Below are 12,883 nucleotides of genomic sequence, written 5' to 3' on the forward strand. Positions count from 1 at the left end.
GGTACAGGGTGCAAGGTTCATGGCGCACGATATTAGGTGCCTAATTTATGATTTGAGATTTAAGTTTCAGAAAGTTGACAATCGTCAACGTTCTGCACCCTGTACCTTGCGCCCTGAGCCCTGTACCCTGAAAATCATTCCAACCCCGGATTCTTCACCCTGCCCATAAACAGATTCGTTCCGCTTTCTCTTTCATGAATAATGAATACAAAGGGCCGGTTGAAGGTGATCTGTGGAGGCATAGAAGTAACACCCACGCCCACACTTGTCACTGCCGCTGCTTCGGTTCCCTCTTCATCAACAGTTATAAACGTTTTGTGTTTCACATTGTCGATATAGAGATTCTGAGGAGCGGTATCTGCAATACCCTGAAAATTTGCGTTTGATTGGGAAAACGCAATTTCCATTCCCATCGCTTTGAGGATCTCGTTGTATTCTATTTCGTATTCCATCTCAAATTTGGGTAATCTCACGGTTGACTCGCGGTTACTGACATGCAGATTCGATCGCCATTCCGCCAGATTATCAGCATTCACCTGTTCCTGAACAAACTGATCAATGGGCATATCTTCATCAGCCGGCATCATCACGGTCATCGTAAACAGACTGTCCCCGTATGGAAGCTCAACCAACTGTACTTCTCCGGATTGAAAAATGGCAAACCGTCCTTTTTGACTCATCATATCCACCTCAGTCGTTTCGCCTGATTCGAGGTAAAAATCAGCCGGACGGGTATCCTCAGCATCAAATTGTTGCAGCCAGTCCCCTTTAAAGTAAAGTGCATTAATCAGATACATAACGACGTGAGACGGAATCTCGTCAATTATTTCCGGGATTAACCCTTCGGTGTTTTCATTAACCCAGCTGTTCATTTTTTCAACTGTGGCCGGATCACTGAAATCGAGTCCTTCAATCTGTGCGCCAAAATGGGTTTCCACACGATCCCTAAAATCTTCTTTCACCTGCAGGTTTTCACGGTGCCAGACAGAATTTGCAATCTGCAGGGTAACCCTGGGATCCACGGTAACCAGTAATTCGATCAGAGAACCGAACGCTTCGTTAATCTCCTCCAGATCCATGTCTGAAAGATGTAGTGTTTCTCTCATAGCGTCATAGGTTTCTCCTTCAGCTCCGTTTAGTGTCATTGCCAGGGCCATTGAAATACTCAGAGGAGAGATCATGATGTTATCTTCATCATCATAAGCCAGGGTTTCTCTGAAAACCCGGTAGCTGAAGAGGTTGTCTGCCTGAATAAGTTTCTGTTCTGATTGTGTCAGATCTCTCGGAAGTTCACCATTGATACCCGGACTATCAGGACCTGTAACGTCACTATCGCAGGAGAGAAAGAATAGCAAACCCGCCAGGGCAATCAGGGAATAAAAAAATCGTAACATAAACTTGAATTTTTTTCTTGGTTTTATCGGTGCAACATTGCAGACGAACACATCATTTTACTCATCATACACGCGAAATTTTTCTATACCTATTCAATAACGTATGAAAATTCTGATGCTTGTTGAACCAAAAACGATGGCAGCCAAAAAATCCATAAAAACTAAATGAGCCGCGCTGTATCACGCGGCTCATCAATCGATTGATATATATTTCGAACTTTACTCTTCCCGGACGCAATCATCCTTTTTCTCTGACTCCAACTTACATGGATCAACAGCTGATGCGCCGCGTTCAGGACAGGTTATTTGCTTTTCCATAAGTACCTCCACATTTATTCATCATGAGTAAGTTTGTAAAGCATGATTGTATCCCTTTTGTTTCTGTTTATGTGCGATTTAAAACTGATCTAAATAGGTTCTGGTGATTTCTATATGCCTATATAATACGATGCAGTAAAACTATAAGATGTTAAGAGTCCATATTTCACTATTACTATTTACAGGAATTGTTATCTTCACGGTCTTAATTATGCTCACAAAACGAATCATACCCTGCCTCGATATTAAGAACGGCCGCACCGTGAAAGGGGTGAACTTTGTCGGCCTGCGGGATGCCGGCGACCCGGTGGAACTCGCACAGCGATACACCACGGAGGGAGCTGATGAACTGGTTTTTCTGGATATTACAGCTACGAAGGAAAAAAGAAAGACATTAGTAGCATTAGTGACCGATATAGCCTATCACATCAATATTCCGTTTACAGTCGGCGGCGGCATCAAAACGGTGGAAGAAATTGAAGAAATCTTAAAAGCCGGTGCTGACAAAGTATCGCTCAACAGTGCTATTGTCCGCGATCCCGACCTGATCCGTCGCGCTTCCGATGCATTCGGTTCCCAGGCTGTTGTTGCTGCTGTGGATGCTAAACGGGTAAATAACCACTGGGAAGTTTTTGTGAAAGGCGGCTCTGAAGCGACCGGGCTCGATGCCCTGGAATGGATTCAAAAAACCGAGCAGCTCGGCGCCGGCGAAATATTGCTAACCAGCATGGACCGTGACGGAACGAAATCGGGTTTTGACCTTGATCTTCTTAAAGAAGTCAACAGCCGCATCACCATTCCGGTCATTGCCAGCGGAGGAGCGGGCACCATACAGCACTGCTGTGACGCCGTTAAAATCGGGAATGCAGATGCAGTACTTGCAGCGAGTATCTTTCATTTTAAAGAAATTGAAATTGCTGACCTTAAAGCTGCTATGGCTGCGGAAGGCATTGACGTACGAATTTTTAAAGAATTAACGGATTAAATCCACAATGGCTACAAAGGAAGAAATTGAGTTTATATACGATCTGGAACGACTGCTGATCACCCGAAAGGCAGACAAACCGAAAGGATCCTACTCCAGTAAACTGTTCAAAAAGGGAATTGATAAAATTGCCCAGAAACTGGGCGAAGAAGCGATTGAAACCATCATCGCATCTAAAAATAAAAAAGACTCAGAGGTCATTAACGAATCGGCCGATTTGATCTATCACCTGCTGGTACTGCTTGTAGAACGCGATATTCCGCTCGACAGCGTGATCCAGGAAATGATGCTCAGAAGTAAAAAATAAGCGGGATATTCCATGTTTCGGATCGGAATAAATTGCTGGCCGGCATTCAATCAAGTTCATTAACTGAAAATTCAGATGGTTCAAATCCACAATCAGTCATTCACTTTTATTTTTGCTCTGATTGTAATAACCATCCTGATCACCCGGTTCACAGAACATATAACCGGATTTCCAGCCTCTGTAAGTGAAAACACCTGGATTGTACTCCTGGCAGATTTCAGCTTCTTTTTGCTTATCTTTTTGATAACAGCCGTCGCGATGGACCGCCTGAAAATCTTCCAAAAAAGTGAGTGACTTTTGCCAAACTCTCCTCCTTCCGATTCCGACCACAGGCGCACACTTGAGCGGCTTGATCGGTTCAGTTACTGGACCGACAGTAACATCCGTGTTCCGCTAACAAATTTCAGGTTTGGACTAAGCCCGCTGATTGGCCTGATACCCGGAATTGGTGATTTTGCAGGACTTCTCCTCTCCCTTTATGTACTCCATGAAGCCCGAAAAATTGGTGCTGACCGAAAAGTTCAGCGTAAGATTATCCAAAATATGCTCATCGAATTTTTTGGCGGACTCATCCCGGTTTTGGGTGATGCATTTGATGCGGTATATAAGGCAAATACAAAGAACACGGCACTTCTCCGAAATTACATCTATAAAGAAATTGGAGAGGAACCACCCTGGAAATTCCCGTGGTTCACGTTTATTTGGGTAAGCCTGTTGATTCTTATACTACTTGCTGCGATCTATTATTTCATGTAAATATACTGCTTAAAACTGACTAAACACCGTCCTTTTCAAACCGAATTTCGAACGTTGTACCGTGCTCACCGGAGTCGATGGTCAGCTCTGCTTTTAGTTGCTTGATCAGCGTGTTCACCAGGATCAGGCCGAGAGAATCACTTTTCCCATTACTGTAGTTTTCCGGCAGCCCTTTTCCGTTGTCTGATATTTTCAGGATGAGTTCATTATTTTTGCGACATAACCCAACATGGATTTCCCCATTATTTGTTTCGCAAAATGCATGTTTATACGCGTTGCTCACCAGCTCGTTGATGATCAGTCCGCAAGGAATTCCCTGATCGAGCGAAAGATGCAGATTGTCAACCACATCCACGTTACAATCGATATTCTGATGACGAACCTCCATAGACCGTATGATCACATCTACAAGTTCCGGGATATATACACCCGCCTCAATTTTTGACAGGCTTTCGTTCTGATAAAGTTTTTCGTGAATCAGCGCGATGGATGTTACCCTGAGTTTACTATCCTCAAAAACCGCGAGCGTTTTTTCATCCTCCAGGTAATTCGTTTGCAGGTCGAGCATGCTGTAGATTACAGCCAGGTTGTTTTTCACCCTGTGATGCACCTCTTTGATGAGTACCTCCTTTTCCTCGAGCGCCTCCCGAATGGATCGTGTCTGTTCATCCACAAGCCGGTTTAGTTTATCTCTTTCCAGATAATTAACTCGAATCCTGATAAATCCAGTTATCAAAAGAGCGAAACTGATCAGAATTAAACTCCAGAACCAATAGGAATACCAAAACGGCTTGGCGATCGCAAAATCGAAACTCCGAAAATCATCGCTCCATTCACTTCCTCCGTTTTTTGCCTGTACAATGTATGAGTAATTGCCCGGCCTTAAATTAGTATAGGTAGAGCTCTGGTTTTGTGTTGTTCGGTTCCAATCATCATCAAACCCTTCCAGCCGATATCTGAACTCAGTCTTTTCCGGGTAGAGATACTCAAGCGCCGTAAACATAAACCTGAGTGTATTGCTGCCATGCGGAAATACTACGTCGGAGTCTGGGTTTTGCTGAATAGAGCCAGGTTCAAACCGATATTCATCAGACATTTTAATGCTGTTTCCATTTAGAAGAATATCATCAAACACCACTTTGGGTGGCCCGTTGTCATGAAGTTCGATATCAGGATCTACCCTTAAAATACCATTCATCGTCCCAAACCACGCTGTACCTGCAGAGTCGCTCAGTACGGTTTTATGCATGGTTTCAACACCGATCCCGTGTGTTGATAATCGGTGATGCTCAATATGCATCTCATCGGTCTGACGGTACCGGGCCACATCAAAATGGTGAATTCCGCCATTTGTTCCCTGCCAGAGGCGATCGTTATTATCAAACCAGAGAAAAAGGGTTTCGGGAAGCCTCATTCCATCCGCCTTACCAAAGTTTCGAACAAATGGTTCTGAATCTGCGCCTGCCGGCCTGTAGTGGGTTACGCCGGCACTTGTCCCAATCCAGAAGTCCCCATAGCTGTCTTGTGTGATGTAATTCACATTATAGTGCCCCAGCCCATCCTCAATACCAACAGATGTGAACTTCTCCCCATCAAACCAGCCGGCACCGCTGCTTGTGGATACCCAAATATCTCCCTCCCGGCTTTCAAATATGTGATAGATAACAATTCCCGGCAGGCCATCATCCCTGCCAAAATGCTCTAATTGGCCATCCATCAGCCTGTATAAACCTGCATCTGTTCCGATCCAGAGTATTCCTTCGCTATCCACCTTAAGATCAAATGCCCAGCCCGAAAGCCCCAAATATTCTGAGTAATTCTCAAAGTTTTGGCCATCATACCGAAAGATTGTACTGTGATCCGTTAAAAAGAGCATCGAGCCATCCGGCATTTTTACGATGTCCCAGATGTACTGGTCATTTGAGAGTTCTTGCGGAATTGAAAGTGTAGTGAACGTACTACCACTATAGGTCTGAATTCCTGCAGATGTACCAATCCATGTTAGATTCTCATCACGGTAGAGGCTCAGAATTTCGTTGTTCATCAGGCCATTTGCGGTAGTATAAAACCGAAATTTCTCTCCCCGGAAGATACTAATACCCCGCTCATCTGTTGCAATCCACACATTGTGTTCAGAGTCTTCATACAGCCGGTAGATATAGTTACTCACCAGGCCCTCGGCACGCGTAATGTGAGTGAATTCGCCCTCTTCATACCAATAAATACCGCTATTTTCCATCCCAACCCAGACTTTGCCGTCAGAAGCCCGGATCAGATCATATACGTACGCAAGCTCCCTGCCGTTAATCTCTGTGATCGTTCGAATATCCTCTCCATTGAAAATAGTGATGCCGCGATTTGTGGCCATCCACTTCTCCCCATCAACATCTGCTATCCGGAAAATCTTCTCTCCGCTGATTCCAGAATCCGCATCATAATTGGTGATGGAACCGTTCTGCAGCAGTGACAATCCATGATGCGTAGCGATCCAGATGGTGCCATCCTCATCCCAATAAACATCCCATACTGTATTATGGATCAGGCCGTCTTCTTCTGTAATTTGTTCGATGTTCTCCCCGTCATACAAAAAAATACCATGATCTACCGTTGTGAACCAGAGTGTCCTGTCCGGGGCTTCGAAAATAGAGAGGACATGTACCGAGTCAAGTTCGTGATCCTCAAACGGGTGAACGAACCGATGACCTTCTAACCTTGATACCCCGCCATCATACGTTGAAACCCACAAATTACCGGACGAATCTTCGAACAGCTTGGAGATCATATCATTCTTCAGACCGTCTGATTCGTCAAAGACCGTGTAGTTCTGACCATCGTATTTTGCCACGCCGGATGCAGCTGTCCCGATCCATATATATCCATCGGATCGCTGAATGATATCCGATATCTGACCGTGGGGCAAACCCTCACTTACCGTCAGCGACCTGAAATCAAACGCCTGCGCAAACGCATTGCCCGCCATGCTGTTTACTATCACGGCAGCCAAAATTCCGGCAATAATTTTCAGTTTGTTGTGAGGCATGTCCAACTATCTGTTCATATAACCTATTCTACACATGCAAAAAGGGTAGCGGGATACTAATATCTCCACAATCTGATACATCCAGCATAAAATAGTCCGTCAACTAAATAATTTTAGTAACGTTTCCACTATACACCGGCACTCCAAATCTCCAGATGTATACTTATTTATGATGATCATGCAGTACCTTAACTGCACAATTTTTCCTATGCATTCGGTTTATCTATAGTTATCGGTTTTCAACCCGGATAGTTAAAGACCTTTTACAAATACTTTGACCACACTGAAATACCGAAAAGATTGCGGCACAGAGAGGTGCAGTATAGCCGGGGGTATAGTTTAAATGCCTGCAGATCTGAATTATGGATATAATTTATCGAGAAAAGATTTCAATCTTCCCGTTTTTCTTCGATCTCCTGATCCAGCAGAACGGGGTTTTCTGTCATCTCATCTACTGGTTCTCTCACCAGGAACCAGGCAACAGAGGAGAATGCCACGGTGAGTGAACAAACAACCAGGAGCACATTCTTGTTTTCCACAACGCTCACAATATCCCCGATCGCGAAACTGGATACCAGCTGGGGAAGTACCACAGAAAGATTGAAAAGTCCCATATAGAGACCCATCTGGTTTTGAGCGATCTTTTGCGACATAATTGCAAACGGCAGACTGATAATCGACGCCCAGCCGATTCCAACGATCATCATGAGGATATAGAGCGTGTAGGGAGAATCGCCCATAAAAATGATGGATGCGTAACCGACCGCCATGATTCCGAGTGCCGTGGCGTGTGTTTTCACCCGGCCGAATTTGTTGGCAAGCGGTTCAAGAGCCAGAACGGGGATGATTGCCGCTATCAGGTTAAGCGAGAAAAAGCTCCAGTTTACGACTGTGCCCACCTCTTCGTTGGAAAGGTCCGGCATCTGGAAATCCACAAATGCAAAGAAGTAGATAAACATGCTCTGCACTCCTATCCAGCTAAAGGAGTGCGCAGCCAGAACTTTCTGAAATCCGATCTTCCCCGCTTCCTCTTTTGATTTTCCAGCTTCAGATTTGAGAAGAGCCTCGCCAATCAGGTAGATGGTGACAATCAATGCAAAAATCTCAAAATAGTAATTCGGGACTTCAAACCCGCTCAGACGTTTGATAATGGCATAAATTCCATACATCAAAAATCCCCAGAGCGGACGAATCCCTTTCAGAATTTCGGTAAGTGAGGCATCGTTTACGCTGCCGGGAATGGCTGAGTCAGCAGCTTCTTTGGCGATCTCTTTTTCATCTTCACCATACCGGCCCAGGTATTTCGGTTCTTTGATGAAAAGAGGCGGAATCACCGAAAAGAGAAATACCAGAATCACACCAAAATAGATCAGCGGAATGTTGCCGAACACCGCCCCGATGAAGTAGGAAAGCACTCCGAATGTACCGGAGACGGTCTGCATCCAGGTATACCCTTTTGTGCGTTCCCGTCCCTCCGGCGTCACATCTGCGACGATAGACCGTGTAGGATTAAAGGATACGTTGATAGAGAGGTCCAGCACCATGGAGATCAGAATCGCGATTCCAAGGATCGCTTCCAGACCGAGCGCAGCCTGTATCACCCCGATATTTGGGAGAGCCAGCAGCATGAGTGAAGCGAGCGTGCCGCCGATCACGATAAAAATCCGGCGGCGGCCGTTCCAGACCCACACGTTGTCGCTGATGATTCCAATAATAACCTGACCAAGAATTCCGGCAATTGGTCCCGTAGCCCAAACCAGTCCGATATCGGTAATTTCGAGACCGTACTGGTAGGTCAGGAGCCAGCTCAGCGCCGCAATCTGAACTGAAAGGGCAAACCCCATGGCAGTAGAAGGAAGAGCAAGGAGGGCGTAAAATGAATTGGAAAGACGTTTCTGGATATCAAGCATTCGGGCGGTGCCAACTTATCGTTCGTTTAAATATCAGTCAACGATACTAAAAGGAGAGCGAAAATGATAGTGAGTTAGTTTTTAGTTTTGAGTGGTTAGTGTTTAATGGTCAGGCAACTAAAAACTAATCACTAAAAACTAACCCCTGAAATCTCAATCCGGTACTTCACCACTTCATTCAATCCCTCTTCATTTTCTTCCATCGAGTATAGATAACCGTTTTTCACAGTCTGAAGTAGGTTTCCGCTCTCCCAAGGGTGAATAGCCAAAAGATCCCCGTTTTCGGATAAGATATGATATTCAGGTGCATCCCTATCATCCGTGTTCCGTAACACCCAGATCCGGCTCTCATCATCCACATGGAAATCTGACCACGAAGGACGTGTCTCCGGCATACGATCGTTGCGCACCATATTTTGCCACTGCACATCGTGATTGTCATACAGTGCCAGAACTTCGTTCCTGTCCAAAGCTGGATTTTCGTAATCGTAGTACACAGAACGGATATAATTTCCATCCATATCAAAAAACCGGAATAAAAAATGTTCTGCATGCCCGTGTACAAACCCATTATTGCTAAACCTGACAACAGAAGATCGCTTGTAGGGTACACTCATAACCGACATGCTACCATCATTACGAAACTCCACCAGCGACTCACCTGCTGGAAAAGAGTAGATCTGTTGCCCATTAAATTTTCCGGTCTCACGATGCATCAGCTCTCCTTCGATTCGCCGCTCTGACTGATCGGCATCCCGGCTGGCGGCAGAAAATCCCATTCCAAAATTCATGAGATAGTACTCATCATCAAAAATCTGAGCACTATGGATCGACCGGAAGAATTCGCTGTCAAAGTTTGTTTCAAAATCAATTGATACATCACCTGCCACATCAAACGAATCGATATTATATCGCGTGATTCTTGTACTATTTCTATCATATAGATGCAGGTAAGCGTCATCGGTTTGAATAGAGGTAATATTCCGATATTCGCCCGGCCCATCCCCTTCGCGACCGATGGATCGATTATATGTTCCGTCAGCATTATAGAGGTGGAGAATCGTTTCGCTATTATCCGCGATATAGACTCTGCCACGGTCGTCTACATGCGTCATCAGCCACCCTCCGAGAAACACATCATCGGTATCGCCGAATGATGCATCACGAGTCAGGGTGAGCTCACCGGATGGTTCGGTATTTGAATCGAACAGGGATACATTTTCAAGCGACACAATCTCTTCCGGCAACTCAATTTCCGGCGATCCTGAGCATGCAGATACAATAAAACAAAGCAAGATTAATAAAGGAAGTCCCGGAATGTACTCACTTGTATTTTTCTGATTCATAGTAGTGGTCTTAAATGAATGGTTTCTACCTGAGTTCTATTCTTGAATTATGGGTTAAAAAAGTCCCCCTTAGAAAAGGGGGATCGAGGGGGATGTCCATCGGATCTGTGTAAAAAACGATGAACACCCCTCTAAATTTCACTACGCTATCGCTGCGTGTTCAAAAAATGAGCCCCTTTTTAGGGGAGACTTGATACTGAATAAATGAAATAGATTATTAATCGAACTCAAGTTTTCAGGAATCTACATGATCACAATCAGCAAAACAAAAATTAAATTACTTTGTTAGTATATGGCTTTTTTCAGCTATTCGATCTCATACCGCTTCACAATTTCGAATCCGTCGCTGTCTGTCTCAACCAGGTATAGGTAATCATCCCAAACTTCATGAATGGTGCTCTCTTCCGGCAGGGTAAGCATTCCATCCACTTCTCCGTTTTCTTGAAAAACGAGCCATTCCTTCTCCCCTGCCCCGTCGCCAAAGAGATTGACCCATACTCTGTTTCGATTATCAACAAGAAATGATCGAACTGTCGGCCAGGCGGATGGAAGCGTCTCTCCGCGAAGTGCGTCCATATAAGCGCTGCTATACCGGTTTCGAAGCTGGCTCCGCGTAAGCGGTTCTCCCTCCAGGTCTGAATAATATGCCCCGGTATAGGAGCCGTCCGAATCGTACTGCTTAATCAAAAAATGCTCCGACCAGTTGGTGTAGACAGAGCCGCTGCCTGAAACAGAAACTCTGCTTCTGCGGCTGTAGGTAGGCACAATGATTCCGATATTGCCTCCCTCACTGTTGACCATTACACTTTCGCGTGCAGGCAACCTGATCTGATCCGCAGGTTTGTAGTTTCCTGATTTGTCTAATATTCCTGCCGCTTTATAATGAATTTCTTCAGAACGCCCAACAGCATACATCTCAAATGTAATCAAAAATGCGTCATCCGGCAGCAAATGGAACGTTTCTGGCAAACTTTGGCCGGTATTTCCTAAAGTGAGAGTTTCAACAGGGTCGCCGGTTTCAGGGTCAAATGTTGTGATCCGGTTCAGGTTTCGGTCGAGGCCGTAAAGTAAATTGCCATCCGTATTGATCTGAACCAGGGAACGAAACTCTCCGGGACCTTCCCCGTCTCGTCCAATTGAGCGGATATAATTTCCACTGCTATCAAACCGGTGAATCGTGGATTGATCTTCATCGGCAATATAAACTCCGCCATTTCTGTCTGATGTTATCCCCGAAATCCGGCCGATCAGCAAGTCAGCATCCGAAAATGTAACCGGGCTTGATATCCGGATTTCAGTAGGCTGATCCTCACTCGGAAACTGAATTTCAGTCAGGTTCGAAAGCGTATCGAGCTCTGAGGCGAGGGACTGGTTCTGAGCCTGAAGTTCAGGCTGACCAATAGAAAACAAAAGAATGATGATAAAAAGCACTGATTTACTCATGATGATACCATTTTGGATTGATTCCGGTTATTCCATCCGCAAGCGATAGCGTTTAAGCTCATAAATTCCCTCTTCATAGTAGTTAAAATACAGATCATCTTTCCCTACAAGCCACAAGGTTCCCTTGTCGCTGAATTGCGTTTTGGCAAGAAGATCACCATCCTGAGAGACCACCCACCACTCCCGTTCATCCGGCGGATTGATATTTATTTCGATCCATAAATGTCCGTTGTCATCCGTTAGAAAATCGTTCCAAAACGGCCAGAAATCGGGTACACTGTCTGCATCCCTAACTGCAGAAGCAAGGTCGATCATGGGGTGAGATTTTTCTATTAACCTGTCGATGTGTTCCCCGGTAAGTTTTACAGGCTCAGTTTCAAGGTAGATGGATTGCCTCAGGTCTCCGTTCATATCGTAGATATAAAAAATGGGCTCGGCAGCGTAGGAGTGTACAAAACCTCCGCCCGGGAGCAGCGCAATTTCTGATTTTGCAGTGAAGGAGGTGGGAGACCTGCGCGAAACACCACCCGAACTACTCTCAAGAGCATCCCCGGCTGGATACCGGATCAGGCGATCGTCCATCCACCTGCCGGATATTGTGTATCGATGCAGTGAGATACTGTCCTGTTCAATGCGCGTGCTATATTGAGGAATGCCGATAAATGTGGTGTCTGTTTCTGCCAGTACCTGATGAATTGGAGCAAACACTGCCATCTCATTTTCTCTTTCGAGAGTACCGGACTGCATCAGATCACCGGTATGCCTGTTGAAGACGTGAACCAGCTGTGAAAATAGGTCCAGCATAATTACCGCATCTCCTGAAATTGAGCTGCTTTCAAGATATTCAAACTCACCCGGTCCGCGACCCTCTCCCCCAAAAGAGCGAATGTGCTCACCTTCGGGCGAATATTGATGGAGTTTTGTAACCTGGTTATCCTGCCAGTAGATGTTGCCATCATCATCCGTCATAATAGCATACAATAGCTGGATATATGGTTCGTCAAGCTGATTTATCGAGAGATTCTGTTCCAGCTTTAGGTGGTATAACGGCTCCGTATCAGTTTCTACGATAGCCAGATTTGTCAATTCAGAGATACCGGGTGGCAACAGGTCTTCAGATTGGTTGCCGCACCCCAAAAATGGGACAGCCAGAATAACCAAACTTAAAACTGACTTCCATATACCCGTCCTGTCTACCCTCCTGCCATTTGCCATTATTTGATGAAGTAATATTTATTTGATTTCCCGGAATCTATTATATGAGGTTAATGAATGCAACCGGGAATATCTTCAAACTATAAAAACACCGCTCAAACGACACACTTACCGTTCTAATGAACGGCTTAAACACCTTCGTACCTCTCCCAACACAATACCAACGAGA

General features: G+C 45.1%; 10 protein-coding genes. 4 read left to right on the forward strand and 6 right to left on the reverse strand.

Annotation, left to right across the window (positions count from 1 at the left end):
• Positions 1 to 134: 134 nt before the first annotated feature.
• A complete protein-coding gene (locus tag DYD21_RS12060) occupies positions 135 to 1,394 on the reverse strand; it encodes a serpin family protein (RefSeq protein ID WP_116037024.1) in 1,260 nt (419 codons plus the stop codon).
• A gap of 529 nt (positions 1,395 to 1,923) precedes the next feature.
• Here DYD21_RS12060 and hisF point away from each other — a divergent pair.
• The 4 genes from hisF to DYD21_RS12080 all read left to right on the forward strand — a co-directional run bounded on the left by hisF (position 1,924) and on the right by DYD21_RS12080 (position 3,760).
• Positions 1,924 to 2,697, forward strand: coding sequence for an imidazole glycerol phosphate synthase subunit HisF (gene hisF / locus DYD21_RS12065; RefSeq protein WP_116037027.1), 774 nt, complete (start codon positions 1,924 to 1,926; stop codon positions 2,695 to 2,697).
• Positions 2,698 to 2,704: 7 nt separating this feature from the next.
• Positions 2,705 to 3,004, forward strand: coding sequence for a phosphoribosyl-ATP diphosphatase (hisE, locus tag DYD21_RS12070; RefSeq protein ID WP_116037030.1), 300 nt, complete (start codon positions 2,705 to 2,707; stop codon positions 3,002 to 3,004).
• A gap of 75 nt (positions 3,005 to 3,079) precedes the next feature.
• Positions 3,080 to 3,298: a hypothetical protein gene (locus tag DYD21_RS12075; RefSeq protein WP_116037032.1), complete on the forward strand. Its 219-nt coding sequence runs from the start codon at positions 3,080 to 3,082 to the stop codon at positions 3,296 to 3,298.
• 3 nt (positions 3,299 to 3,301) lie between these two features.
• Positions 3,302 to 3,760 carry a DUF4112 domain-containing protein gene (locus DYD21_RS12080; protein ID WP_116037035.1) on the forward strand — a complete coding sequence of 153 codons (459 nt, stop codon included), beginning with the start codon at positions 3,302 to 3,304 and terminating at the stop codon, positions 3,758 to 3,760.
• A 19-nt stretch (positions 3,761 to 3,779) separates the two neighbouring features.
• Here the strand turns inward: DYD21_RS12080 and DYD21_RS12085 are convergent, their stop codons facing one another.
• The 5 genes from DYD21_RS12085 to DYD21_RS12105 form a co-directional block, all read right to left on the reverse strand.
• The gene (locus tag DYD21_RS12085; RefSeq protein ID WP_116037037.1) at positions 3,780 to 6,800 is read right to left on the reverse strand and encodes a two-component regulator propeller domain-containing protein; all 3,021 of its coding nucleotides are present in this window, start codon (positions 6,798 to 6,800) and stop codon (positions 3,780 to 3,782) included.
• Between the two features lie 389 nt (positions 6,801 to 7,189).
• Positions 7,190 to 8,710, reverse strand: a complete 1,521-nt coding sequence (locus DYD21_RS12090) for an MFS transporter (RefSeq protein WP_116037040.1) — start codon at positions 8,708 to 8,710, stop codon at positions 7,190 to 7,192.
• 131 nt (positions 8,711 to 8,841) lie between these two features.
• Complete coding sequence (locus tag DYD21_RS12095) at positions 8,842 to 10,056, reverse strand: 6-bladed beta-propeller (RefSeq protein WP_116037042.1); 1,215 nt, start codon at positions 10,054 to 10,056, stop codon at positions 8,842 to 8,844.
• A 306-nt stretch (positions 10,057 to 10,362) separates the two neighbouring features.
• Entirely contained in the window at positions 10,363 to 11,499 is a 1,137-nt protein-coding gene (locus tag DYD21_RS12100; RefSeq protein ID WP_116037045.1) for a 6-bladed beta-propeller, read from the reverse strand.
• Positions 11,500 to 11,526: 27 nt separating this feature from the next.
• Positions 11,527 to 12,606 (reverse strand): hypothetical protein, encoded by a 1,080-nt coding sequence (locus DYD21_RS12105; protein ID WP_147303573.1) that lies wholly within the window; start codon positions 12,604 to 12,606, stop codon positions 11,527 to 11,529.
• Between the last annotated feature and the right edge of the window lie 277 nt (positions 12,607 to 12,883).

This window comes from Rhodohalobacter sp. SW132 (genome assembly GCF_003390325.1).
Lineage (GTDB): Bacteria > Bacteroidota > Rhodothermia > Balneolales > Balneolaceae > SW132.

Coding starts and splice junctions, on each gene's coding strand:
- hisE (WP_116037030.1), top strand. CDS start 2,705: ATGGCTACAAAGGAAGAAATTGAGTTTATATACGATCTGGAACGACTG.
- DYD21_RS12100 (WP_116037045.1), bottom strand. CDS start 11,499: ATGAGTAAATCAGTGCTTTTTATCATCATTCTTTTGTTTTCTATTGGT.
- DYD21_RS12075 (WP_116037032.1), top strand. CDS start 3,080: ATGGTTCAAATCCACAATCAGTCATTCACTTTTATTTTTGCTCTGATT.
- DYD21_RS12090 (WP_116037040.1), bottom strand. CDS start 8,710: ATGCTTGATATCCAGAAACGTCTTTCCAATTCATTTTACGCCCTCCTT.
- DYD21_RS12095 (WP_116037042.1), bottom strand. CDS start 10,056: ATGAATCAGAAAAATACAAGTGAGTACATTCCGGGACTTCCTTTATTA.
- DYD21_RS12085 (WP_116037037.1), bottom strand. CDS start 6,800: ATGCCTCACAACAAACTGAAAATTATTGCCGGAATTTTGGCTGCCGTG.
- hisF (WP_116037027.1), top strand. CDS start 1,924: ATGCTCACAAAACGAATCATACCCTGCCTCGATATTAAGAACGGCCGC.
- DYD21_RS12060 (WP_116037024.1), bottom strand. CDS start 1,394: ATGTTACGATTTTTTTATTCCCTGATTGCCCTGGCGGGTTTGCTATTC.